Here is a 25932-nt window from a genome sequence, read left to right on the forward strand (position 1 = left end):
TCCCCCTTGTCGTTTTCTCAAGTATAAGCCACGTATGCAAAATCCGGCGATAGTACCGATACTAGTCGCCGGATAGAAAATGATGGGCTATGATGTCGGACTCAAGCTCTGAGCACAGCGCCCAAATCCTTCGCAGCATCGACAATATGCTTGCGAATTTGCTCGCTGTCCTGCGAGGTCAATGTTTTTTCAGCTGATCTGAAGGTTACCGAAAATGCAAGTGACTTCTCATGCTCTTCGACCTGGTCCCCCGTATAGACATCGAAGAGTTCGATGGATTCAAGGTCACTGCCGGCTGACTTGCGAATGCAGTCCGTGAGCTGGTCAGCGGTAACTGTCTTGGGCACCGTGAACGCCAGATCCTGACGCACCGGCGGGAATGTTGAAATCGGCTTGGCCTGAACAGGCTTGCTGTCAACCGCATCGAGCAGATCGGTCAGATTGAGCTCGAATGCAGCGGTGTGCTCAGGAAAGTCCAGCGCCTCATTCACATGCGGATGGAACTCTCCAACCGTGCCGACAACGGACCCATCAGGTAATACCACCTGTGCCATGCGTCCTGGATGCCAAGATGATTCGACATCTGCAGGTTGTGGCTGATGAAGCGTCAGATGAGCACCTATGCGATCGGAGATGCGGTGCACGATCTCGACTGCATCGGTCCAATCCACCGAACGGTTCTCGCCCAGCCAACCGGAATGTTCCGCATCGCCAGTGAGAATACCCGCTACATGCAGAGGCTGCTGCGGCAGTCCTGCATCAAGCGCCTTCAACTGGTCATCACTGGGTCTGACACCGCCAGGCAAGGCCGGAATGGCCGGAGCCTTGGGATCCCAAAGGAACACTGATCCGAGTTCATATACGCTCACATTATGCATGCCACGGCGAATGTTGCGCTGTGCAGTCAAGGCAAGGGTCATGAGCAGTTCTCTGCGAAGATATGGCCGATCTCCCGCCAGAGGATTCTGTAACTCAACGCTCACCGGTTCGATCTTCTGAGCATCGACCGAGAATGCCTTGAAATCTTCCTCTCCGACGAATGGGTAGCTCAGCGTTTCGACGAGTCCATATTCTGCCAAGGTGTCAGCAACCCAGCGACGGCGCAGCTGCTGAGGTGTAAGCCCGCTCTTTCCAAGCACCGGAGCAGAAGGAACCTTCACTGGAATCTTGTCATAACCAACAAGTCGTGCAATCTCTTCGACCAAGTCGCAGGCTTCAGTGAGATCAGGTCGCCATGTCGGAGGGGCAACAAGGAATTCCCCATTGCCACCACCACCCAAGCGGCAGCCTATGTCTTGAAGTCTGGAGGAAATCTCGTTCAGATCACAGGTGAGACCCGCCAGACGCGCGACCTCCCTAGCCTTGAAATGAATTGGCTTCGGGGCCTTCGTGCTGTCCACATCGGTAAACGCCGAGCTCGCCTCACCCTGACCGTAGTGTACGAGCATGTCAACGGCCATTTGAGCAGCTGCTGGCTGCAGCATCGTATCAACACCACGCTCGAAGCGTCGCGAAGCCTCGGAAGGAAGCTTGTGACGGCGGGCCGAGCGTGCAATCGTAATCGGATCGAAGTGTGCGGATTCAATCAGAATGTTCTTGGTATCTTCCGTTACCTCGCCATATTGGCCGCCCATGACACCGGCAAGTCCAAGAATACGTGAGGCTCGATTGCCTTCCGGCGAATCAGTGATCAACAGATCTTCGGGATTCAACTCACGCCGCTTGCCATCAAGCGTCACCAAGCTTTCGCCCTGTATGGCACGCCGAACGACGATCGGCATGGAAATCTTGTCAAGATCATAGGCATGCAACGGCTGACCCAAATCCATCATGACGTAATTCGTAACGTCAACCGGCAATGAGAGGCTTCGCATGCCTGCGCGTACCAAACGCCGGCGAATCACATGAGGGGTGTGGGACTGTGAAGCGTCGTAACCACGGATGATCCGCGCATAGTAGCGGTCGCAACCGACCACATCATGAATCGGGTTGCTGTCTTCGATTTCGATCGAGACCTCGGAACGATGTTCCTTGGGCCCATCAGACATTGCCGGATCGGGCTTCGGCAGTTCCCTGTTCAGTTCGAGAACCGGATCGGTAAACTTGGCACCCGTGGAATTGTGGTATTCACGGGCAACGCCGCGATATGAGAATGCATAGCCACGATCAGGGGTGATGTTGATCTCAAGAATCGGATTATCGAGATGAAGCAGATGCATGACATCGTCGCCAGGCTTCAATGCATCATATTGTTCCTTGGTGAAGCCATAGTCACGAAGCAGCAGAATGCCATTGTGCTCCTCGCTCAATCCCAGCTCACGTTCCGATGCACACATGCCATCAGAAATATGGCCATAGGTTTTGCGCGGCTCTATCTTGAAGTCACCGGGAAGCACTGCTCCAGGAAGCGTAACGACTACCTTTTCACCGGCTGCCATGTTTGGTGCGCCGCAGACAATGCCACGAGGTTGAGGTTGTCCGTCCTCGTCCCTGTCATTATATTCATCACCGACATCAACCTTGCACCAGTTGATGGTCTTGCCGTTCTTCTGCTCTTCGGGTTCTGCAGAAACGACGTATCCGACGACGATTGGACCGACTATCGTCGTCGTATGAATCATTTCCTCTTCAAGGCCAACACGAACGAGGTCCTTGGCAAGCTGTTCATACGAAAGATCGGCAGGCAGCTTGACATGCTCCGCAAGCCAATCAATATCAACCATTGGCATGACTGATCACTCTCCCATAACGAATTGACGGCTGAAACGCACATCGCCCTCTACGAGGTCGTGCATGTCATTGATATCGTGACGCAGCAACAGCGTTCTTTCCATACCAATGCCGAAGGCGAAGCCTGCATACACATCTGAATCGATGCCTGCGGACTTCAATACATTCGGATTGACCATGCCGCATCCCCCCCATTCAATCCAGCCAGGACCACCCTTCTTGTCAGGGAACCAGAGATCCATCTCTGCACTCGGCTCGGTGAAAGGGAAATACGACGGACGCAGACGCGTACGGGCATCCTTGCCGAACATGGCGACCGCAAGCTTGTCGAGCACGCCTTTGAGGTCTGCCATCGTCAGATTCTTGTCAACCGCTATGGCCTCACACTGGTGAAATACTGGAGTGTGCGTGGCATCGAGCTCGTCGGTTCTGAAAACGCGTCCTGGGCATGCAACATACAGTGGCACACCCATACTCAACAGCGAACGGGCCTGCACAGGCGAGGTGTGGGTACGCATGACCATGTTCGATCCCACGAACCCGGCTGCATCTTTGGCCTGGTTACCCTTGATATAGAAGGTATCCTGCATTTGGCGAGCAGGATGGTCCGGTCCGAAGTTCAATGCATCAAAGTCATACCATTCCGCTTCCACTTCTGGACCCTGTGCAATCTGCCATCCCATGGAGACGAAGAAATCCTCGACATCCTCCAACAGTTTTGCGAGAGGATGGCGAGCGCCAATAGGATCTCGTCGAATCGGCAGCGTCATGTCGACGGCCTCGCGTGCGAGCTCGTCGCTTTCCTCCTGTGCCGCAAGCATTTCCATGCGAGTGGAAAACGCTCGGCCGAAGTCCGCTCGTAACTTTCCCATGAGTTTTCCGGCATCTTTTTTCTGATCTGTCGGAAGCGACTTAATTGATTTGCTCCCCAACGTCATCGCGGAATCTGCACCCGCGTATTGTGTTCTGAGCTTGCTCAGCTCTGCTGTACTTGAGGCTTCCTGAATTTTGCTGATTCCCTCGGCAACCTGTGCCTCGATTTCGTCAGCGTTGAACGTTGCAACGTCTGCCAACTGCGGACCTTTCCTCAATTTCACGGTTCAAGCATTCGCAGTGTCTTCCTAGGCATGCGAAGAGACGATCACAGTAAGCCCCATGGGCTCGTGCGACCCTAACAGAACTCATATTCTTCCAACATGACTCGACATCGCCAAGGTATGGAGCATGATGGCTGCGCTGGTCGCAAGGTTGAGCGATTCAGCCTTGCCATACATGGGAATGTAAACGATTTTTTGACATCTGCGCAAGATATCGTCTGACAATCCTCGCGCTTCGTTACCGAAAAGAACAGCCATCGAGTCCTTACCGAGCGATTCACTGTTCACCAGTTCTGGCAGCGATTCGGATTGCTGTCCTTCGACTCCATGAACGTCGGCGGCAGTAACGTTGATTGCCGCATCTTTCATGGTGGTGAAGAAAGTATCAGTAGCCATGCGAATCAGCGGAATATGGAACAGGGAGCCGACTGTGGAGCGTACAACCTTGGGATTGGATGCATCGACGCAATTACCCACAAAAATAACGGCATCGCAACCTGCTGCGTCTGCAGCGCGAATCACGGTTCCCGCATTGCCCGGGTCTCGAATTTCCCAGAATGCCGCTAGGCGTATCGGTTCATTCTCCTGTCTTTTCTGCACCATTGCAGCAAGATCGGATGAATTCGACTTCATGCGGCCAAGATCGGCTACGGCAACGATTCCTTGCGCATCCTGACTCATCTGCATCATCACCTCGGGGCTCACATAATGAACATACATGTCTCGAATATGAGGATGCTCGAGGATGCGTGTAACCACTTCCGACGCAGCTTCCCCCTCATCCTGAGCATCTTGATAATCAGCATGTGCCTGAATATAAAGGTCTTTGACCAGCTGAGGCTCATAGGTGACCAGCTCTCGAACTGACTGGGGCCCTTCAACAAGGAACAATCCAGAACGCTGGCGAGCCTTGGCTTTCGAAAGGCGTGCAACATGTCGAACCCTGTCGGCATGCGGATTATCCATGAATTCATTTGAAAAAGGCATGACTCTCAGTCTAAACTCCCCTCACAACACCAGCGGTCCGGGGTTTTCAGCAAACCATCAGAATTCTTTGGGGCTGATTTAAGCAATGCCACAGAAGTCACACACGAAGGCCGTGTTGTATGTATATCACGGGACGCATCAGATGTCGCAGGATCGGACCCGGCCACTTCATTAACGGTAAGGAATCCAATGTTCGTGTTCAAAAACGCATGGAAAAGCGTCGTGCGGAACAAAGGCCGCAATATTCTCATCGCGATAATCGTCGCAATCATCGCGGCAGCCGCAACAATCGGACTGTCCATTCGTCAAGCTGCTGACTCGGCAAGGGCAACAGGGTTGGAAAATACCTCGGTCACAGCACAGATCAGCGTCAATAGAGAAAAACTCATTGCAGCTGCACAGTCAAGCAGCAGCAGTAGCACCAAACCAGATTTCTCAGCCGCCCGCACCGCACTGACCAGCAAATCGTTGTCTCTGGCCGATTACGAAAAATACGCCAAAGCTTCAACGGTAAAAACGGGAACATATTACACAGAGACATCCTCAGTCTCCAAGACGGATTCCTTCCAACCCGTTTCCACGACTGACACTACGTCTTCGTCTAGCTCAAGCAGCTCATCCTCACAAGGCACCACGGGAGAAAGCAAAGGAGGGATGGGTGGCGGCGGTTTCGAAGCTGAGGCGACCCAAGCCGGAGACTTCAAGCTCGTCGGCTTCTCCTCCGACACCGCAGTGAAGAATGCCGCGAACGGCACCTTTACCATGACCTCCGGCAAAGTGTTCGGCTACACGAGTACTTCCAACAATGACGTGATCATCAGCAAGTCACTTGCAGACTTCAACAAGGTTGCGGTTGGCGACACCATTTCCGTCACGAATCCATATGACACCAGCAAAACGATCTCCTTGAAGATCGTTGGCATCTATAAGAACTCAACCGATACAACGACCACAAACAATGGTCCTCAGCAGTCGAACTCGTCAGACCCCTCCAATGCCATCTATACTTCAATATCGACGCTGAAGGCGCTTGGGCTCGATACTTCCAGTGAGGTCACTACGACCGATTCATCGGGAGCATCGACCAAGTCAGCAGCCGCACAGCTGAGCTATACCTATGTGCTTGGCAGCAAAAGCGCCTACACCACGTTCACCAAGGATGTAAAGAAGGCGGGTCTCTCCTCTGACTACACAGTGTCTTCTTCTGATGTGGAAGAATATGAGTCGAGTCTGCTGCCACTGAACAACTTGGCCAAGTTTGCGTTGACCTTGCTTCTTGTAGTGCTGGCCGTGGGTGGTGTGGTACTCATCGTGCTCAGTCTGTTCAATGTTCGTGAGCGTAAATACGAAGTCGGCGTCCTTACGGCAATGGGCGTGAAGAAGGCGAAAGTAGCCACTCAGTTTGCCATAGAGCTGCTGATTGTCACGATGATCGGTCTTGGCGTGGGCGCTGTGGCAGGGGCAGTTTCATCAGTGCCAGTTTCGAACCAGCTGCTCGCCAGCCAGGTTTCGCAGCAGGAATCCCAGACCTCATCGCAGCAGTCGCAGTTCGGACGCGATGCCAATGTTGGTGCTTCCGGCTCCACTACAACCGGTAATTCGAGCTCAACGAGCGGCTCAGGCACAGGGACGACCGGTAAGACGACAGCGGCTCCAACCCAGGGTGCAGGCAATCCATTCAGCACTCGCGCTGTGAATTATGTATCGTCCATCAACACGACGGTAAGCATATCGATGGTTGGTCAGCTTTTGCTGATTGGACTCGGGCTAACACTGATATCCGCTCTGGTCGGCGTCATATTCGTCATGAGATACGAGCCTCTTCAGATACTTGCAGACCGATCGTAGATCGTCCTGTCAACACACATCCCCGTGAATCTCTGCACGTTTTAACAGTTAGGAAATGCAATGAACGAAACACAACGAGTCGATGAGGCGGCGCCATCATCGAGCAATAACTCCCCTGTCAATGTCAATGACAATGACAATGACAATTCGGAGAACCTTGACATCAACAATGAAGTGGCATCACGTACCGCCAGTGATACCGTCACATCCGCTACGGGACCGGCAATATTGGAACTGGCCGATGTCTCGTACTCATATAAAAAAGGAGGCAAGAAGGTTCTGCACAATCTCTCGCACGCATTTAAGCCGGGCGTGGTATATGCGATCACAGGGCCCTCCGGTGCTGGAAAGACGACACTGCTCTCTCTGATTTCAGGTCTCACTTCGCCAACTGAAGGCAAGGTGATCTATCAGGGCAAGGACCTTGGCAAGCAGGATCGTTACGACTTCAGAAGCCACGATATCGGAGTCATCTTTCAGAGCTTCAACCTTCTCCCCGCACTGACGGTGATCGAGAACATTGTGCTCTCGATGGATGCCTCGGGCAAAAAGTTCGAGAAGCCCAAGAAAGAGATAGCCCTCGAACTTCTCGAAGAGGTGCACCTGCCCGATGAATATGCGAACGAAAGAATTCTGCACCTATCCGGTGGCGAGCAACAACGCGTCGCCATCGCACGCGCCTTAAGCTACGACCCGAAAATCATCGTCGCCGACGAGCCCACCGGCAATCTTGATCTGGGAACGCAGCGCGACATCATGGATATCTTTGCAAAACTGGCTCATGATCACAATAAATGTGTGATCATCGTCACGCATAGTCCAGAAGTGGCGCAGGAATCCGATGAGGTCTTCCAATTGGCTCCATTGCGCAGACGCAAGCCAACGAAAACGGTTCGCCCTGTTGCAACCCGTCGTCGATAAAGCGTCAATTCGATAGCAGTGACTAGTGGAATTATCACTCAGCGCGAACAACGACCGTTGGGAAAGCGGTGATTTTCCACTAATGTTATCGCTTAAGGCCGCAGCTTTGGCCTGGAGCAACACGAAACAAATAAATCACATCACGTGGTTTCTGGGGAAGTGTTCCCGAAACCCAGTCAAAGAGGAGGGCTTTATGCCAATCTATACTTTGCCGGATTTACCTTATGATTATTCGGCACTGGAGCCGTACATATCCGGAAAGATCATGGAACTTCATCACGACAAGCATCACAAGGCCTATGTCGATGGCGCCAACACGGCTTTGGAACAGATTCATGATGCAGCGGATTCTGGCGATGTCAAGACCTCGAACCTGCTTGAGAAGAACCTCGCGTTCAACCTTGCAGGTCACAAGAATCACACCATCTTCTGGAAGAATATGGCTCCTTCCGATGGTCAGGAACCACAGGGTGAATTGAAGGCTGCCATCGAAGACCAGTTCGGGTCATTCGATGGTTTCAAGACCTATTTCACCTCCATGACTGCCGGCATCCAGGGTTCAGGTTGGGCTGTGCTCGCGTGGGACACGCTTGGCGAACGCCTGATTACGCTGCAGCTCTACGATCACCAGGGCAACCTGCCTGTTACCGTATTCCCACTGCTGCTTCTGGATCTGTGGGAGCATGCCTATTACCTTGACTATCTCAATGTTCGCGCCGACTACGTCAAGGCCTGGTGGAACATCGTGAACTGGGAGGATGCCACCAAGCGTTTCGATGAGGTTCGCAACATCAATACCACGCTCGCAAAGTAGCAAAACACAAATATCCAGAGGAATACATGAATTTGGGGGGAAGACGCCTCGGCTTGCATCAAGCCGAGGCTTTTTATTGTGCGATTTCCTTGGGTTTCACTTCTTGGCTCCTCCGGTTCTGGTGTATACAGACTATGTGACGTTGAAACACATGTCCCTACCCCGTCATCCCAAGCGAACACCACCCCGTCCGTCATCCCGAGCGAGCGATTGTTCCATTATGCGAGATGCGGCGTCTCACTTTTCGGTATTGACGGTCGTGTGGCATTCAGGTTGTGCCTTGGCAGTCGGTTCTTGAGCAAATCCGGCCAAAAACGATTTGCAAAGCACAACGTATGTAATAGCAATATGTGTATGGGAGTGCAGGTGACGCAACCGACGCGGCATGCACCTCAGCCGATGAATACGACCGGCTTGATGAGGTCGCGGGGCTTATCCTTCATAAGCTTGATTGCATCCTCAATATGCTCGAAGCCTTCGAATCGGTGGGTTATCATCAACGATGGATCAACCCGTCCATGTACGATCATGCTCGCCAGACGCTCCATCCGCAATCGACCTCCTGGCATCAGGCCTCCATGAATCGTCTTGTGCCCCATGCCCACTCCCCAATCCAGACGTGGAATCTTGACATAATCGCCACTGCCGAGATAATTCACGTTGCCGATAGCCCCGCCAGGCTTGAGCATCCGAATGGCAGGGGCAAAGGTATCAACATCACCTCCGGCAATCAGCACACGATCGACTCCCTCACCCTCCGTCATCTCAAGTATCTGATCGTCAATCGGGCCATCCTTGTAGCTGATGATGTCCGTTGCACCATATTTTCTGGCAACCTCCACACAGATGGGACGCGATCCTACACCAATAACCCGGGATGCACCGCGAAGCACCGCACCCCGCAGACACATCAGCCCCACTGGTCCAATGCCAATCACAGCGACCGATTCACCAAAGGTCACCTTCGCCATTTCCGAGGCATGGAAGCCTGTCGGCATCATGTCAGGGAGCATGCACCCTGTTTCAGGGCTGATCTCTTTCGGCAGTAGAGCCAAGTTCGCGTCAGCCTCATTGATATGGATTTTCTCAGCAAAGACTCCATCCTTGCCATTCGAGAACTTCCATCCACCCAACATGCCACCTGAATGAACCGAATAACCTCGTTGAGCTTCTCTTGATCCCCAGTCTGGCGTGATTGCAGGCATGATGACCACATCACCAGGTGCAAAATCCTTGACCAGACCGCCAACCTGGACAACTTCGCCGACTCCTTCATGCCCCAGCACCAGATTGTGCCGATCTCCTATGGCACCTTCCCAGACCGTGTGAACGTCTGAAGTGCATGGTGCCAGGGCAACTGGTCTACAGATTGCATCGAGCGGACCGCACACAGGATCATCCTTGTGTATCCAGCCCGTCTCATTCAAACCAAGCATTGCATATGCTTTCATTAGGATTTCCTTTCCACAATGGTCTTCATTGACCGTTCTTCCGCCATGACGTGCGGAGGAAACACTGCAATCCTAACAAATTGATACAGACTTTATGAATTTATCCAGCTTTTCAATACTGTCCCCAACGATGAACTGGATCAAGGCTGTTTAGTTTCCACCCAAAAATACGTATGTTCCTGTGCATACCGCAGAAATCAAGGCAACAATGGGAATAGTTACACATATTCCCATGAACCAATAGTCGATCCCGTGCAACTGTGATATCCGAGCGTGGCTTCTTGGCAGCGTGCTGCCAAAGCCTCGTGTCTCCATGGCCGTTGCCAGCATGGTCGAACGACGAATCGAAAGCACCAGCAGCGCAAAGGCCTGAGGGAAGAACGCGACAACCGCGTTCTCATCGCCCAGTCCACGCGATCTGCGCGATGAAGTCAGAGCAGCCCAATCATCCTGCAATACACTGAACAGACGTATCCCCGCCAGACCCCCATAGACGAATCTGTCCGGCAGATGCAATATCTGCGTGAACGAATCGGCCAAATCGGTCGCATCAATACCAAACACCATGATTATTGCAGGAATGCCAATCGCAAGAATACGGATGGCGGTCGCTACCGCCAGTGTCGCGGAGCGATCGGTGATATGGATCATTCCCCACTGCCACCATGTATCGCCACCGACCTTCCCATAGAGCAGCACCGCGAGTGCAGCGCCGGGCGCTCCCACGAAGATTGGCCATGAATATTTGAGTATTCTCCATGGTGAGAGGCCAGCGCAAAGGAAGAACAACAGCTCAAGCCCCAGTGCCATGCTTGCAGAAACCCAATCAAGACTCAGCAGCAGCGGAATGGTCACTAGCATGGCACCAATGAGCCGTATCGCCGGGTTCAATGCCGCAATGAAGCGGGAATGACTGGATTGGCGTGGCTGTTCCTTGCGAGCTGCAGCGTCACTCACCACAATCGTATCGTCATGAGTCTGACTGCTCGCATGCTCGGCTTTCCATGCCTGTTCGGAATCCGACGATGCTGGAACCAATTCAACGACACGTGCATCGAGTGCCGTGACCATCTCGCGATCATGTGTCACGACGATGACGCAGACCCCGTCGCAGCGCAGGGAGTTGATATATCGAACAATCTGCATCCATGTACGTCTGTCCTGACCGAAGGTGGGCTCATCGAGCAGGAGCACCCTTGGTGCCGCGGCCATGGCGGACGCGACCGTCAGCCGTCGCTTCTCTCCCCCAGAAAGGGTATATGGATTCGCCTTCGCATACTGCAGTAGATTGAACCGCTTCAGCAATGTGCGCGCAATGGACTGCGCCTGAGACTCTTCCATGCCAATCTTCAGCGGTGCGAGCATGACTTCTTCCAATACGGTTCCCTTGGCAAACTGATGCTCAGGATTCTGGAACACATATGAGATTCTCGAAGCCAGAGCCGTTGACTTCCACGCATATGGATCATCGCTCTTAAGATCGCCCGCAAGTTCAGGTGTGGCCTGAACCACACCATCCACCGGCTTCAACAGGCCAGCGAGTGTCATGGATAACGTTGACTTTCCAACTCCATTGGCACCTACAAGCGCCGTTATCTGACCTTGTGCAAAGTCAAGGTTTATATGCTCGGCAATCGCCCGACCATTTCGCCCAATAGCCAGATCGCGCGTGGCAAGGATCGTCGTCCCCGTTCCGACCTGTGGCGACGCATCCGGTTCACCTTCACCGTGCACGCGGTGTATCTCGTCCGAGGCCTTCCGATACCGCTTGGGCATCCATATGCCCAATTGCCCAAAATCCAGCGTCTCATCGGTAAACACCTCATCCGGTGTGCCATCGGCGACTATCACCGTGCGCCTGAAACCCTTTCTGGAGCTTTCGTCCTCCGCCGCATCAGATGAGTTGGAAGGGTCTGCACTGTCACGCTCGAGCCCAAGTACAACCACTCTGTCGATCATATCGATCCATGGCTCTGCCCTGTGCTCCACGAGCACCATCGTGGAGTGTTGGGAATCCACGACATTGCGCACGGCACCAACAATCTGGCGCACTCCATCAGGATCGAGATTGGCCGTTGGCTCATCGAGGAGAAGAACACCGGGACGCATGGCGAGCGCACCCGCCAGCGCAAGTCGCTGCATCTGGCCTCCACTTAAATGAGTGGTGGAACGATGCAGCTGCACATCATCAAGACCTACTTCATGAAGGCATTCTTCGACACGTTTCCAGATCTTTGACCGAGGCACATTCATGTTTTCTGGACCGAAGGCCACATTGTCACCAAGACGCTGAAAAATCGCCTGTGCATCGGGGTCCTGCAGCACGAGTCCAACCCGCCCTATGGCATCATAAACCGGTTGGTTCCCAACAAAGATTGAACCTTCAGTCGTGCCACCATCACTGTCTACGAGTTGGGTGATCGACGCACGTGATGGTGCATTCGATGGTTCATTCGATTGAGAAGAATCCGCCAGAGCGGCTTCGACCGCATCGACTCCCAGCAGCCCGGCAGCTCCCTCAAGAATCGTGGACTTGCCAATGCCAGATGCTCCAAGCAGCAGCACACGTTCACCGGCATGAATGTCGAGATTCAGGTTTCGTACTGAAAAGTTGCGCCGTGATGCATGGCGGTATCCCCAGTTGCGAAATGACAGCGGAGCCGCTCGCCCAGCGGCTATTGCCTCCGCCTGGATGGAAGGAGAGACGTCTTCTGCCTCCTTCTGCACCGTGCTGGAACTTATTTCAGGAACGTGTATCTGCATAGCAATCGCCAAATGTCTTCTCCGTTGGGTCTATATCAATGACGTTCAGGCAGTGATTCCGCGAACATCGCGGCCGGACGCAAAGCGATCGAGTGCGCCTGTATGTGCTATGGCGATATAGAGATACCACATCAGGACTCCAGCGACGACCACAGCTGAGATGATGGTGGTTATCAGATTGATGAATCCGTATGAGCCAGCCCAGTCGATGGCCTGAAGATTGGTGAAGAATGTATAGCCCCAACAACCGATGCCTGCGAGAAGACCAGATAACGCAGTCACCGCAAGATTCCATGTGCGATACATGAAGATGACGAATGCAATCTCAGCCATGATTCCCTGAACCAGACCAATATAGAGCGTTGAAATGCCCCATGCATTGCCCAGAATGGCTTCGAGCACAGCTGCAATAACCTCCGCGTACACCGCTGCCCCTGGCTTACGAACGATAATGGCGGCAAGAGGTCCTGCAAAAAGCCACAGCCCGTTGAGCAATCCGGAAAGACCAGGAACGACGGCCTCCATAGGACTTCCGGCCACGTTCCAGAGCAATGCCGCCGCCCAGAAAATCAATGAGCTTACCACTCCTATTACCGACGCAACCGCAATGTCGACAACGCGCCAGCGAAGTGAAATGCGCGAGGAACCTGTAACTGATGTCATGATGTGCCTTATTCTCTCTTGTATGCATCTCTGATGTGCATATCCCTAAAGGCACGGGAAAGATTGGACTTCCGTGCGCCGGCATTACCCGGTATACGTTCGTTCGGTCGAGGCTAAGCCTCATCTCAGCCATCCGTTGATCCGGACAGCCCCCGTGTCTGAACTCGATAATAACCCATGCCATGACCAAGGCGAAAACCGAGCAAGTTCCCTATATTCAGTTATCAAAGCATTCAGTAATCAAGCCAATGAGCCCAAGCCAGTGAGCCATCAGAGCGTGAAACACCACTCTATCGAGCCAGAGCACGCATCAGCAATGCCTCAGCAATGATATTGTTACGCAATCCGTATAGCGAGATAGATTCGTTCGGACTGTGAGCATTCGATTGTGGATCTTCAGGTCCGGTGACCAGTACCTGGGCTTGAGGGAACAGTTTCTGCAGTTCAGGAATGAACGGAATCGAGCCTCCCTCTCCCTTGTTGATAGGTTCAACGCCAAATGCCTGAGTCATTGCTGCCTGCGCATCATGGACCGCCTCGCTGCTTGGATCCATTGCCCATCCCATGCCATTCTCCAACGGCTTGACTTCAACAACGGCTCCAAATGGCGCATGCTGCTTCAGGAAGTCCGTCAATGCCTGCTGCGCCTCTTCAGGACGCTGTGACGGCGCCGTCCGCAGGGAAAGTCTGAAGGCGGCCGAATCTGCAAGAACATTGAAAGAGCCTTCAACCGGATGCGCATCAAATCCAATGACGGAGACGCTCGGCTTGGTCCAGAGACGCGAAGCCAAGGAATCTGTGCCGGTCAGCTTCCATGAAGGCAGTACTGCGGCATCGTGGCGAAGTGTTGTCTCATCGATGTCCTGCTGCAGTCCACCTACGGGCTCCTGACACTTCAACCCTGGAATCTGCAAGGAACCGTCTGCATCATACATGCTTGAAATAAGCATGGCCGCCACAGTATTGGCATCGAGAATAGGACCGCCAAATTGTCCCGAATGCACCGGGTGACCGAGAACCCGGACGATGACATCAACGGCGGTATTGCCACGCAACGATGTGGTCAGGCTTGGAATCTTATCGGACCAATTGCCCGAATCGGCAACGATGATGACATCTGATTCGAAGGCATCTTTATGAGCCTTGATGAAAGGGATGAAGCTCGGCGAGCCCATCTCCTCCTCGCCTTCGAAGAAAACCTTGATGTTGACCCCCAGATCTTCGCCAAGAGCCAGCAGACTTCCGGCATGAATGGCGATACCGCCACCATCATCGGCGGCACCGCGACCGAAAAGACGATCACCCTTCGTGGTGGCAGTGAATGCGTCGGTGTTCCATTGCGAAGGATCAGGAACAGGCTGAACATCGTGATGCGCATATAACAGGGCTGTCGGTGCATCATCGTCAACAATCTTGGAACCGACAACCTCAAATGCCCCTGGCGTTCCGTCGGGATTGGTCGACTGCACGACCCGAGTATCGACACCCAGCTTCCTGAGTTCATCGGAAACGAACTCGGCAGACCTGCGCATATGATCGCCGGTGATTCCCTTCGCGGAAACGGCGGCAAAGGCGACCTTATGCGACAGCAAATCGACAATCGCATCCCAATGCTGGTCAACGCGAGACCTTATTTCGTCCAACGTGATTTCGGTCATGATCTATCCCCTTTGCTTGCACATTCGGCCTACTGAAACGCCTCACGCGTCTACACGTCACCGTAACCTGTTCGCATGACATGGAACCCATTCAAACGTAAGAATGACGCGGATAATGCGGCACAAGTAACCTTCGATTCAGAGCCGGAAGGCGCGGGCAAAGGACGCCCGACACCAAGGCGAAAGCAGGCCGAGGCTGAGAATCTTCACCCCATCGTTCCCAAAGATCGAAAAGCCAGTCGAAAGGTCGAGCGCGAAAAGATTCGCGTCCGTCAAGACAGCGAATATGAAGCCATGCGCAACGGTGACGTCAATCATATGCCGAAGGCCGAGCGGCTCACCTCTCGTGTGTATGTAAGGGATTACATCGACGCTCGGTGGAACATTGCCGAGTTCTTCGTTCCTATCGCATTCGTGATTCTGGTGGTTTCGTTTATCGTCTCCTCGTTCTATCCCGTGCTTTCGGTGCCGCTGCTGATCCTGATGTACGTATATCTTTTCGCCTCGATCATCGATATTGCCATCATGTGGCGCGGTCTGAAACGCAAGCTTATCGCCAAGTTCGGCGAACAGTCAGTTGCCAGAGGTTCCCGTATCGCAACCTACGCATGGTTACGCTCACTGCAGATGCGCCGCTGGCGCATGCCTCGCCCTCGTAACAAAAAGCGCGGAAACTGGCCAAAGTAATTCGTCACAGTCATAGGGCACAGGCAAAGGCACAGTCATAAGGCATGCCGTTCGGCTCCCATACCGTACCAATTCGCATTCGTCCACCGTGAATAGGAATCAGCGAATCATCAATGCCGATTCCTATTCACGGTGGGCGTATTATTTCCAATCCCTGTAAGAACGTGACTATGTCCTTATTCTTGAAGTTAGACACGTTGGAAAGTCAAACTTTCGACTTGCACACACGTGGTAACTGAATCGATACACCTTGGAGGTCTCACAGATGACTGATTCACCGCAAGCACAAGACTCAAACGACAGCTTTGATCTGGTAGTCATAGGCTCTGGTCCGGGTGGGTATACGGCTGCCCTCCGAGCTGCTGAACTTGACAGAAGCGTGGCGGTCGTCGAAAAGGATGACGTCGTCGGTGGAGTGTGTCTGAACCGAGGATGCATTCCCACGAAGGCTCTGATCACCGCCGTACACGACATTGAGACCGCGAAGCACGCGCAGTCCGTTGGCGTCAATCTGGAATTTCACGGCATCGATTACGGTGCATTGATGAAGCATAAGCATCATATGATGCACACGATGACCGAAGGTCTTTCGGCGCTGTTATCACACCGCAAGGTGACGGTTATTCACGGTGAGGCAAGCATTGATGAGAATCACGATGTCTTAGTGGACGAAGGCGATTCGAGGCGCACACTCAAGGCCAGGGACATCATCGTGGCGACTGGTTCGGTGGCCCGAACATTCAACGACCTACCATTCTCGCACTCCGTCATCGATTCCGATCGAGCTCTTGCACTCGATACCTTCCCTACCAGTGCAGTGATCATCGGTTCCGGTGCCGTTGCTCTGGAATTCGCCAGCCTATGGAACACCGCCGGAGCCAAGGTCACGCTCCTGGCGCGACGCGACCGCGTCCTCTCGCACTGGAGTCGCAGAGCGGGCATGACGCTTACCAGAGAGTTGAAGCGCAATGGAATCAAGGTCATTACCCATGCCGATACCACGAGCATCGATAGCGGTGAGAACCTCGGTGTGACCGTTCATTACGATTTGGTAGAACAGCAAGCTCAGGAATCCGACACCGATGGCAAGAGAGAATCCACCTCTGAGCATCAGGTATCTGCCGATGTGGTGCTTGTGGCCATAGGACGCACTCCATCAACAGGCGCTGCATGGTTCAAGGATGCAGGCATCGACCTTGACAGCCATGGCTTGGTGAAAACCGATGAGCTGGGTCAGACCAGCGCCGAACATATCTGGGCAGTCGGCGATATTACCGCAGGCCACCAGATGGCGCATCGAGCATTCGAACAGGGCATGACGACAGCTGAGGCAATCGCTGGACTCAAGCCTGAGCCTGTTGACAATGACACGATTCCTTCAGTCGTCTTCAGCTCTCCAGAGGCTGCGTGCGTTGGTCTTACACTCGAAAACGCCGATGCACGCGAAGACCTGGACGACGTCAACGAGACCGCCTTCCCCATGCTTTCAAATGCACGCGTGCAGATGACGGGGCAGAATGGCTCTCTTTCGGTGGTAACCGGATGCGAAAAATCGCATCCCGACACCCCGATCGTTCTTGGAGTGCACATGGTTGGGCCATGTGCCACAGAGCTGATAGCCGAGGCAGAGGAGATGGTAGGCAGCAGGATGCCGCTGAGCAGAGCGGCACGCCTGATCCATCCACATCCAACCATAAGCGAAACCATTGGTGAGGCATTGCTCAAGGCAGATGGAAGGCCGTTGAACACGCGTTGAGACCGAGGCGATGCGCTCCCCCAAACCATCATTGAAGCATGCGTAAGGTGAATGTATCGGCGGATATCTGCCGCTGAAGGACTCGCTCGTCCGGTTTCTTGATAGACTATCTTGGCAGAGATTCACATGCAGATGTTCCCGAAGCAACATCGCATGTTGACCTTATATGCGTGGCCAAATCGAATGAGGGATGGTAATGGCAGACAAGACTGAGAAGACGAGCGCAAAGAAGTCCGGAAAGAAAAAGGACAGCACACTCTCCCAGATCATACAGATCTATAAGTTCACGGTTAAGGACGATCCGGCGCTTCCCTGGTTCCTTGCAGGCGCTCTGATAGCGCCAATCCTGTTGGCAGCAATCCTTCTGTTCGTGTTCCATATGGGCATCATTTCAGCGATTATGACCGTCATCACCGGTATCATGCTCGGCGTCCTTCTCGCGACGGTCACATTGACCCGCCGCTCCGACAGAGTCGGATACAAACGCATGGAGTCTCGTACAGGTGCAACTGGCGCGGTGCTGAATCGCATCACCCGTGGAGGATTCAACTTCCCACAGGATCCGGTTTGGATCGATATGAAGACTAAGGATGCCGTGTGGCGCGGGTCAGGCAGAACTGGCGTATATCTGGTTGGCGAAGGCGATTATGGCCGTGTCATGAAAGCTCTGGACCGAGAGGAATCCAAGATCAAGCGCATCACCCGTGGATCCGACATTCCCATCTATAAGATCAGCGTAGGTCATGGCGAGAGGCAGATTCCTCTGAACCAGCTTCAACGCACAGTCATGCGAAAGAAGATCAAGCTCACCAAACTCGAACTCGGTGTGTTGAACGAACGCCTGACCACGTTGCAGCAGAAATCCTCATTGGGCGTTCCCAAGGGCATCGATCCAAGCAAGGTGCGCATCAATCGCAGGGCAATGCGAGGTCGCTGATCCTCGTCCTGCCGTTAGGATTGCGGTCTGTGGGTATGTCCCTGGGTAGGGGTCTTGCAAGGGGGATACACGGTTGATGAATGAGAAACGCAGCAATGTTTCCACTCGTAGGCGGTTTCGATGAGTGATTGCTCATCGAAACCGCATTTTTATAAGCTTTTGGGCCATTCAACACTCATACGAAACATCCTCGTAACCTAAGAGTCTCGTTTGTGAAACCCTTGCTTCTAGACTTGTTATTGTACGTTCTCATGAAAGGAGCAGTTCATTGAGTGAACTGAAGACAAAGGCCGATTGCGAGGCTCTGATTAACAAAGAGGGTGTTGAGTACGTTTCCGTACGCTTCACCGATTTGATCGGCATCCAGCAGCATTTCACGGTGCCGGCACAGGACTTCCTGAACGATGCGTTCACTGATGGAATGCCATTCGATGGTTCCTCAGTGCAAGGCTTCCAGGCCATCAATGAATCGGACATGAAGCTCGTCCCAGATCCAACGACGGCTTTCATTGATCCATTCCGCAAGCACAAGACCCTCGATGTGGCCTTCTCCATCGTTGACCCAGTCACCGATGAACCATATTCGCGAGATCCACGTCAGATAGCTGCCAAGGCTGAGGCCTACCTCAAGTCCACCGGCATTGCAGACACTGCATCATTCGCTCCTGAAGCAGAATTCTTTATCTTTGACAAGGTTCGCTTCGAGAACAGCATGAATCGCTCCTTCTATGAAGTCGACTCCATCGAGGCTCCTTGGAATTCCGGCACAGACATCGAAGATGACGGCACTCCCAACATCGGTTTCAAGAACCGTGTCAAGCGCGGATACTTCCCCGTACCCCCAACGGATCACAACCAGGATCTTCGCGACGACATGGTTGCCAACCTGCAGAAGGTCGGTTTGATTCTCGAGCGTTCACACCATGAAGTCGCCGGTGCTGGCCAGCAGGAGATCAACTATCGTTTCAATACCCTGCAGCATGCAGGCGACGACTTGATGAAGTACAAGTATGTTGTCCACGAGACCGCAGCTCAGGCAGGCAAGGCAGCAACCTTCATGCCCAAGCCCATGGCAGGAGACAACGGAACCGGCATGCACTGCCATCAGTCCCTGTGGAAAGATGGCAAGCCACTCTTCTACGATGAGCTCGGCTACGGTGGTCTTTCTGACATCGCTCGCTGGTATGTCGGCGGTCTGATCAAGCACGCTCCAACCGTGCTCGCCTTCACCAATCCTTCGATGAACTCCTATCACCGCTTGGTTCCAGGCTATGAAGCTCCTGTCAACTTGGTGTATTCGGCACGCAACCGCTCCGCTGCGATCCGTATTCCTCTTGCAGGTACTTCGCCAGCGGCAAAGCGCATCGAGTTCCGCGCACCAGATCCAAGCTCGAACCCGTTCCTCGCTTTCTCCGCCCAGATGATGGCCGGTCTTGATGGCATTCTCAACCACATCGAGCCACCGGATCCTGTTGACAAGGATCTCTATGAGCTTCCACCGGAAGAGCACGCAAAGATCGCTCAGGTTCCAGGATCACTTGAAGAGGCACTCCACGCCTTGGAAGAGGATCATGACTTCCTGCAGGCCGGCGATGTCTTCACCGACGATCTCATCCAGACATGGCTCGATATGAAGAGGGGCGAACTTGATTTGGCTCGCCTCGCTCCAACTCCACTCGAGTACGAGCTCTACTTCCAGATCTGAGCTTGTCTGTAACTGAATGTTTCTGTTGCAGAAGAAGCCGCCCGACCACAACCGTGGTTGAGCGGCTTCTTCGTTTTCTTTCTGTCATCCCGAGCGAGCGAAGCGAGTCGAGGGATGACAAAAAAGCGACGCACAGGATGATGGAAGGAGAACCCACAGGATGCCAACAGCACTCGAAATAACAAGAAGAGAGGCATTCGGAATGACGAAGGAGACCCTTGGCGTCATATGGAACGTATTCCATCTCAACGTCAGAAAAGACTAATTGCCCACCCTTTTGCCTATAACCCCATTTTGATCTCCACTTTGAGCCAGTGCCATTTGTTGGCATGAAGATGTGCCATACATCGAATTAGTCAGTATGTCTTATTCTCACTACACCGTCCAATCATGCTAAAGTGCATAATCTTTACGACACCAAGCGCCACCCTATATATCATCATGGATGATAAGAAACACGGATAGAAAATAGATACATACTGGACCTATTACACAGAATGGAGACTTTCATGGATGATAAGCATTCTTCATCTGGTGGCACTGGCACTGGAGATCTTGAACTCTATCAATCCTCGGATGGACTCATACAGTTAAAAGTCCACGCAGATGGAGACACTGTCTGGCTCACTCGCCAACAAATGGCTACCTTGTTCGGTCGCGATGTCAAGACGATCGGCAAGCATGTCACCAATGCCCTACGAGAAGAATTATCGGGGATGCCAGTTGTCGCAAATTTTGCGACAACTGCCTCTGATGGCAAAACATACCAAGTGAAGCATTACTCACTCGATATGGTATTGTCCGTCGGCTATCGCATAAAATCTACGGAAGGTATTCGTTTTCGACAATGGGCGAATCATATACTCCATCGTTATCTTATTCAAGGAGCGGCTCTTAACGAGCAACGACTCCAGCAACTTAGTCAGGTCGTTACGATTCTTTCGCGTTCATCAGATGAATTAGTCGCAGGCACTGCGGATGTGCTCTCAACATACCTGCCAAGCCTGGAGCTCCTTCGGGATTGCGATACCGGAGCAATCAGCGCTTCTCCGTCATCTCGGAGCAACCCTTTCTCCGTTATCTCGAGCGTAGTCGAGAGATCTCCACAGTTGGTATCCAATGAAAGGAGATCTCTCGACTACAGCTACGCCTTCGCTCGAGATGACGGAGAAAGGGTTGCTCGGAAGGACAGGAGAAAAACACGGCGAAGAACAGGAAAAACCTCGGAATGAGCGGTTGGGCATTGTCATATGGTGCAGCGTAATCAATGATGATACACTCGAAGAGCCGTTGTTTCTGGACTCCCCACATGCCAAGGAATCCATATCGAAAGGGATAATCCGTTGCTTTCTCGTTGACTTCAAACACACAGCATTATTCTTCTATGCAATTTTGGAGCAACTTTGAAACAATTATCCGTACTTTCTTTGAATCATATTTCCTTTGCCTATCCCAACTCCCCCGAAGCCGTGTTTTCGGATATTTCCGTGACCTTTCCCCTCGGCTGGACAGCGGTCGTCGGCGACAACGGCATCGGGAAAACGACGCTCATGCGCATCGCGATCGGTCAGACGACAGCAAGCGAGGGCACGGTGGTGCCAGACCCGAAGCGGGCGATATACGGCTATTGCCCGCAGAGAAGCGATAGCGCACCAGAGAACCTTGATGACTTCGCCAACGACTGGTCGACCGAGACGATGGGAATTCGGCGCATACTCGACATTGAAGACGACTGGCCCTGGCGTTTCGACACGCTTTCTGGTGGCGAACGGAAAAGACTGCAACTTGCGTGCGCACTCGCCGTTCGCCCCGACATACTGGTGTTCGACGAACCCAGCAATCATGTGGATTCACGGACTCGTAGCGCCATCGCCACGGCCATGCAGGGCTTCGATGGCATCGGCATCCTTGTCTCGCATGACGTCGATCTGATTGATGCGACGGTCTCGCAATGCGTGTTCCTGCAACGGCAGCATGTTGGGGGTCTTAATCGCACGATTGCCGTCACGCGCAACGGCAATTACACCCAGGCCGAGAGCCAGCTCAAAAACGAAACGGCACGATCGCAGCGGGATCTCATGCAGGCGCGCGGTGAATTCCAGCGTCTCACGCGCGAGCAGACCCAAAGGAACCAGCATCTTCAACACATCGAGAAGATGAAAGATGGCTGTCATATCGATCGAAAGGATCATGACGCCCGCAATACCCATAAGCTGGCAAAAAGCACTGGTATGGATCTCAAGGCCTCTCGACTGACAGCGAATATGGCCAGCAGGGTCAGGCAGGCCGAACTCGCGGCCTCGAACATCATTACCGCAAGCAAGCGCTATGACGGCGACATCTGGTTCGACTGCGAGCCAAGCCACCGCCGAGAGCTCGTGCGCGTCGAGGCAGAGTTGATTCCCTTCGTTCCAAGTGCCGGCAGAGCGGCTGTCGGCGACTCTGTTCCAGAAACGAAGGTTCCAGAAGCGAGCGTTGCTGGCGTGATCGTTCCGACCTTGAGCATCGGGCCACAGGATCATATCGGGATCAGCGGCGACAATGGAACCGGCAAGACGACCTTGTTCCGACATATCGAATCGTTGCTCGATTCTTCCCACGATGTTGACACCAGGCTGCTCGCTCCCCAGCTGGGAGTTCAGGAGCAGGAGCAGTCTCAGGAGCGGAAACTGCGGGTGCTGATCATCGAGCAGGAGATGAATGAGGCCCAGATCGCCGCAACCTTTGACACAGTCGATGAACTGGGAAAGGAAGAATATTCGCAGCTATGCAGCTCTCTGGCGCAGCTTAACGCCGATCCCGAGCACATTCTCGCCGAACGCTCACCTTCCGCGGGCGAGGTGCGCAAATTGCAACTCTGCCTCGGAGCCCTGCGCCACCCTCACGTGATCATGATGGACGAGCCGACCAACCATCTTGACTTGCACTCAATGGAATCGCTCGCTCGCGTGCTCAAAGCGTTCACGGGATCGCTGGCAGTCATTTCTCATAATGAGCATTTTCTGAGCCAAATTACCAATATTCGCTGGCAAACCGAGCGCGATTCCAGAGCTCACACGCGTCTCAGGATCGAATAGCGAAGTATTATGGCACTTCCGGTTTTAGCGTGCAATGACTCTGTGGCTTCGTCATCTCGAGCGTAGTCGAGAGATCTCCACAGTTGGTATCCAATGAGAGGAGATCTCTCGACTACGGCTACGCCTTCGCTCGAGATGACAACAGAAAAACAGTCGAGATGACGGAAGGAAGGACTATTCGGGTTTGCCGGTGTCGAGAAGGCGGTGGAATGCGGCTTCGTCGAGGGTCGGAACGCCGAGTTGCTCAGCCTTATCAGCCTTGGAACCAGGATTTTCACCAACAACCACATAGGTGGTCTTCTTGCTCACAGAACCCGATGCCTTGCCACCATGCTCAATGATCGCCTCCTTCGCGGAATCACGTGAAAAGTCCTCAAGCCCACCGGTCACCACAACCGTCATGCCATCCAATGTCTGTGGACGATGAACTTCGGCAACTCCTTCACCCACACCATTGCGCTTCCAGCTTTCAAGAATCTGACCGCGCCAATCGCCTGGCCTATGTGCCTCGGTGAACCATTCGACAATGGATTGGGCTATCTCCTCGCCAACTCCATCAAGTTCGGCCAGCTCGTCTATGCCAGCCTCTTCAACCTTGGTAAGTGAACCAAAACGAGAGGCAATACCACGAGCCGATGTCGGCCCCAGATGACGAATCGAAAGCGCTACCAGCACTCTCCACAGATCAGCCTTTCGCGCCTGATCGATCTCTGTGATCATGTCTTGCGTCGTTCGAGAAGGAGCCGCCTTGCGAATCGACGTTCCCTCTTCCTCGGACGCATTCAACGCCTGCGGCTGAGCAGCAGATTCCTTGGTTGCTCTTGTATTCTTCGGCTGATTGTAGAAGGCATAGATCTGATGCCACAGGCCACTTCCGCCAATCCTATGCCGCTGCCGACGGCGTTTGCCATTCGATTCAGTCTCACGAATCTCTATGATCGGTGCTTCTCGCCACACTCGAACATCTCTCAGATCCTTAGTCTCAATATCAAAGAGACCCGCCTCGCTGGACAGCACCGGATGCTGAACGGGCGGAAGCCTGAGCCCCTCCATGGGTTCATAAGGTTCAGGTTCATCGCCTGCCTTGACAACGACCTCGGTGATATTCGGCGCAAAAACCTCCACGGACTCTGGTCTGTTGTCTTCTGGATTGGTCAATGCAATGGCACTCTGCTCCCCCAGATGCTCAATGTCGAACGCCTTCCGAGAGGCCATATGAATTACCCGTTCGGTCAGCTGAGCAGGACAGGATTCAACATTGGGACAACGTATATCAACGTCTCCCTCTTTCGCCGGAGCAAGTTTCGCGCCGCAACTTGGGCAGTATTGAGGCATCACGAATCTATGAAGCTTCGACTCTCTGCCCTTGCGCCGCTCAATCACTGGTCCAACCAATTCCGGAATTACATCGCCAGCCTTGCGCACTATGACCGTATCGCCGATTTCTACGCCCTTGCGCTCAACTTCTGAAGCATTGTGCAATGTCGTTCTTGAAACCGTGGATCCAGCCACATATACCGGTTTAAGGATCGCCACGGGGGTTACACGTCCTGTTCTACCAACCTGCACAGTAATGTTCAACAGTTCGGTATTGACCTCCTCAGGAGGATATTTATAGGCGATTGCCCATCTCGGCGCACGTGAGGTAGCCCCCAGCCGGCGTTGCAGTCCAAGGTCGTCGACCTTGACGACAATGCCGTCCAACGCGTGTTCGATATCGTTTCGATGTTCGCCGTAATAGCTGATCATATCGGTTATCTGACTGAATGACGCTATTTCACGGTTGTGCGGCGATACTGGAATGCCCCAGGTCCTGTAAAGCTCGTAGGCCTGAGACTGATCATCGATCTGGTCATGCCCTGCGCGGGATGCCTTGGCACCCCATCGGAGTGTGCCGATGCCATGCGCATAGAAGCTGAGTTTTCTTGAAGCCGTGATCCTCGGATCCTTTTGACGCAGAGATCCGGCGGCAGCATTACGAGGATTGGCAAATGGCGCTCTACCATTGCGAGCATTGTCGTCGTTGAGTGCCTTGAAATCATCGAAGCGCATGAACACCTCACCTCGAATCTCAACCATCTCGGGTATGTCTTTCTGAGGTCCAGACAGTGTGTTCGGTATGGTTGAAATGGTGTGAACGTTGAGGGTAATGTCTTCGCCCGTCACGCCATCGCCACGCGTCAACCCCTGCTTGAGCGTGCCGCGCTCATATATCAGGTTGAGCGCAAGTCCGTCAATCTTGACCTCGCAGGTCATCGGCAATTTCTTTGACTCGGGCCAATCCAAATCCTTATGAATGCCGTCAAACCATTGATGAAGCTCCTCGATGCTGAAGACATCATCGAGACTCAACATCCTGGACGGGTGACGAACCGACGCAAAATCATTCGAAAAGGTGCCGCCGACTCGATGTGTCGGAGATTCAGGCGTGTCAAGAGTCGGGAACTCCTTCTCAAGCTCCTGCAGACATCGCATCCGCTCGTCATAGGCAGCATCGGAAGATACCGGCGCATCCTTGATGTAATAGGCAATCTGATCCGATTCAACCCATGATGACAGCTTCGTCCAGAGCTTGGTAGCCTGCTCGGTGGTCAGCTTCACGACGCTGAGGTCCTTGAGTCTCATCGCGTCCGCATCAGCATTGCGCAAGGCGGCAATCCATGCATCACTGCCCGGTGTCATGCCCGCTGCAGAATCTGCAATGTCATCCAGATTGAACGCATGCTGCGTCGACTTCTCGCCCGCATCTGCCACGCCAACTTGCCTTGCATCAGTACCGCTCATGGCAACCCCTCCCTAGGCTTTCGCAGTTACTCCCGCAGTTCACGACTGACATCA

Annotated in this window: 17 protein-coding genes; 9 read left to right on the forward strand and 8 right to left on the reverse strand. The window is 53.3% G+C overall.

Annotated elements, in window-relative coordinates; all coding sequences use genetic code 11:
• Nucleotides 1-101 precede the first annotated feature (101 nt).
• The 3 genes from pheT to BAQU_RS08260 all read right to left on the reverse strand — a co-directional run bounded on the left by pheT (nt 102) and on the right by BAQU_RS08260 (nt 4814).
• On the reverse strand, nt 102-2729 hold the full coding sequence (pheT, locus tag BAQU_RS08250) for a phenylalanine--tRNA ligase subunit beta (RefSeq protein WP_094694601.1): 2628 nt from the start codon (nt 2727-2729) through the stop codon (nt 102-104).
• A gap of 6 nt (nt 2730-2735) precedes the next feature.
• On the reverse strand, nt 2736-3803 hold the full coding sequence (gene pheS / locus BAQU_RS08255; RefSeq protein ID WP_094694603.1) for a phenylalanine--tRNA ligase subunit alpha: 1068 nt from the start codon (nt 3801-3803) through the stop codon (nt 2736-2738).
• A gap of 108 nt (nt 3804-3911) precedes the next feature.
• Nucleotides 3912-4814 carry a TrmH family RNA methyltransferase gene (locus BAQU_RS08260; RefSeq protein WP_094694605.1) on the reverse strand — a complete coding sequence of 301 codons (903 nt, stop codon included), beginning with the start codon at nt 4812-4814 and terminating at the stop codon, nt 3912-3914.
• A 189-nt stretch (nt 4815-5003) separates the two neighbouring features.
• On the opposite strand from BAQU_RS08260, the gene BAQU_RS08265 reads away from it, so the two are divergent.
• The 3 genes from BAQU_RS08265 to BAQU_RS08275 all read left to right on the forward strand — a co-directional run bounded on the left by BAQU_RS08265 (nt 5004) and on the right by BAQU_RS08275 (nt 8397).
• Nucleotides 5004-6662, forward strand: a complete 1659-nt coding sequence (locus BAQU_RS08265; RefSeq protein WP_094694607.1) for an ABC transporter permease — start codon at nt 5004-5006, stop codon at nt 6660-6662.
• Between the two features lie 60 nt (nt 6663-6722).
• Complete coding sequence (locus BAQU_RS08270; protein WP_094694609.1) at nt 6723-7583, forward strand: ABC transporter ATP-binding protein; 861 nt, start codon at nt 6723-6725, stop codon at nt 7581-7583.
• A 193-nt stretch (nt 7584-7776) separates the two neighbouring features.
• Nucleotides 7777-8397 (forward strand): superoxide dismutase, encoded by a 621-nt coding sequence (locus BAQU_RS08275; RefSeq protein WP_094694611.1) that lies wholly within the window; start codon nt 7777-7779, stop codon nt 8395-8397.
• Between the two features lie 392 nt (nt 8398-8789).
• Here BAQU_RS08275 and BAQU_RS08280 read toward each other — a convergent pair whose 3' ends face one another.
• From BAQU_RS08280 to BAQU_RS08295, 4 genes are all read right to left on the reverse strand, one after another.
• Nucleotides 8790-9848 carry an NAD(P)-dependent alcohol dehydrogenase gene (locus tag BAQU_RS08280; RefSeq protein ID WP_094694613.1) on the reverse strand — a complete coding sequence of 353 codons (1059 nt, stop codon included), beginning with the start codon at nt 9846-9848 and terminating at the stop codon, nt 8790-8792.
• Between the two features lie 150 nt (nt 9849-9998).
• The gene (locus tag BAQU_RS08285) at nt 9999-12611 is read right to left on the reverse strand and encodes an ATP-binding cassette domain-containing protein (protein WP_094694615.1); all 2613 of its coding nucleotides are present in this window, start codon (nt 12609-12611) and stop codon (nt 9999-10001) included.
• Between the two features lie 45 nt (nt 12612-12656).
• Entirely contained in the window at nt 12657-13274 is a 618-nt protein-coding gene (locus BAQU_RS08290) for an ECF transporter S component (protein ID WP_094694617.1), read from the reverse strand.
• Nucleotides 13275-13564: 290 nt separating this feature from the next.
• Entirely contained in the window at nt 13565-14932 is a 1368-nt protein-coding gene (locus BAQU_RS08295) for a dipeptidase (RefSeq protein WP_094694619.1), read from the reverse strand.
• A 75-nt stretch (nt 14933-15007) separates the two neighbouring features.
• On the opposite strand from BAQU_RS08295, the gene BAQU_RS08300 reads away from it, so the two are divergent.
• The 6 genes from BAQU_RS08300 to BAQU_RS08325 all read left to right on the forward strand — a co-directional run bounded on the left by BAQU_RS08300 (nt 15008) and on the right by BAQU_RS08325 (nt 23094).
• On the forward strand, nt 15008-15619 hold the full coding sequence (locus tag BAQU_RS08300; protein ID WP_094694621.1) for a DUF3043 domain-containing protein: 612 nt from the start codon (nt 15008-15010) through the stop codon (nt 15617-15619).
• Between the two features lie 265 nt (nt 15620-15884).
• Nucleotides 15885-17375 carry a dihydrolipoyl dehydrogenase gene (gene lpdA / locus BAQU_RS08305; RefSeq protein ID WP_094694622.1) on the forward strand — a complete coding sequence of 497 codons (1491 nt, stop codon included), beginning with the start codon at nt 15885-15887 and terminating at the stop codon, nt 17373-17375.
• A 196-nt stretch (nt 17376-17571) separates the two neighbouring features.
• Nucleotides 17572-18312: a DUF4191 domain-containing protein gene (locus BAQU_RS08310; protein WP_094694623.1), complete on the forward strand. Its 741-nt coding sequence runs from the start codon at nt 17572-17574 to the stop codon at nt 18310-18312.
• A gap of 268 nt (nt 18313-18580) precedes the next feature.
• Nucleotides 18581-20017 (forward strand): type I glutamate--ammonia ligase, encoded by a 1437-nt coding sequence (glnA, locus tag BAQU_RS08315; protein WP_094694625.1) that lies wholly within the window; start codon nt 18581-18583, stop codon nt 20015-20017.
• Nucleotides 20018-20526: 509 nt separating this feature from the next.
• Complete coding sequence (locus BAQU_RS08320) at nt 20527-21249, forward strand: virulence RhuM family protein (protein ID WP_094694890.1); 723 nt, start codon at nt 20527-20529, stop codon at nt 21247-21249.
• A gap of 171 nt (nt 21250-21420) precedes the next feature.
• On the forward strand, nt 21421-23094 hold the full coding sequence (locus BAQU_RS08325; protein ID WP_094694627.1) for an ATP-binding cassette domain-containing protein: 1674 nt from the start codon (nt 21421-21423) through the stop codon (nt 23092-23094).
• A 174-nt stretch (nt 23095-23268) separates the two neighbouring features.
• Here the strand turns inward: BAQU_RS08325 and ligA are convergent, their stop codons facing one another.
• Complete coding sequence (ligA, locus tag BAQU_RS08330; protein WP_094694629.1) at nt 23269-25878, reverse strand: NAD-dependent DNA ligase LigA; 2610 nt, start codon at nt 25876-25878, stop codon at nt 23269-23271.
• Nucleotides 25879-25932 lie beyond the last annotated feature (54 nt).

This window comes from Bifidobacterium aquikefiri (assembly GCF_002259795.1).
Lineage (GTDB): Bacteria > Actinomycetota > Actinomycetes > Actinomycetales > Bifidobacteriaceae > Bombiscardovia > Bombiscardovia aquikefiri.

Coding starts and splice junctions, on each gene's coding strand:
- BAQU_RS08320 (WP_094694890.1), top strand. CDS start 20,527: ATGGATGATAAGCATTCTTCATCTGGTGGCACTGGCACTGGAGATCTT.
- pheT (WP_094694601.1), bottom strand. CDS start 2,729: ATGCCAATGGTTGATATTGATTGGCTTGCGGAGCATGTCAAGCTGCCT.
- BAQU_RS08265 (WP_094694607.1), top strand. CDS start 5,004: ATGTTCGTGTTCAAAAACGCATGGAAAAGCGTCGTGCGGAACAAAGGC.
- BAQU_RS08295 (WP_094694619.1), bottom strand. CDS start 14,932: ATGACCGAAATCACGTTGGACGAAATAAGGTCTCGCGTTGACCAGCAT.
- BAQU_RS08300 (WP_094694621.1), top strand. CDS start 15,008: ATGACATGGAACCCATTCAAACGTAAGAATGACGCGGATAATGCGGCA.
- BAQU_RS08310 (WP_094694623.1), top strand. CDS start 17,572: ATGGCAGACAAGACTGAGAAGACGAGCGCAAAGAAGTCCGGAAAGAAA.
- BAQU_RS08285 (WP_094694615.1), bottom strand. CDS start 12,611: ATGCAGATACACGTTCCTGAAATAAGTTCCAGCACGGTGCAGAAGGAG.
- BAQU_RS08290 (WP_094694617.1), bottom strand. CDS start 13,274: ATGACATCAGTTACAGGTTCCTCGCGCATTTCACTTCGCTGGCGCGTT.
- lpdA (WP_094694622.1), top strand. CDS start 15,885: ATGACTGATTCACCGCAAGCACAAGACTCAAACGACAGCTTTGATCTG.
- BAQU_RS08280 (WP_094694613.1), bottom strand. CDS start 9,848: ATGAAAGCATATGCAATGCTTGGTTTGAATGAGACGGGCTGGATACAC.
- BAQU_RS08275 (WP_094694611.1), top strand. CDS start 7,777: ATGCCAATCTATACTTTGCCGGATTTACCTTATGATTATTCGGCACTG.
- BAQU_RS08260 (WP_094694605.1), bottom strand. CDS start 4,814: ATGCCTTTTTCAAATGAATTCATGGATAATCCGCATGCCGACAGGGTT.
- ligA (WP_094694629.1), bottom strand. CDS start 25,878: ATGAGCGGTACTGATGCAAGGCAAGTTGGCGTGGCAGATGCGGGCGAG.
- BAQU_RS08270 (WP_094694609.1), top strand. CDS start 6,723: ATGAACGAAACACAACGAGTCGATGAGGCGGCGCCATCATCGAGCAAT.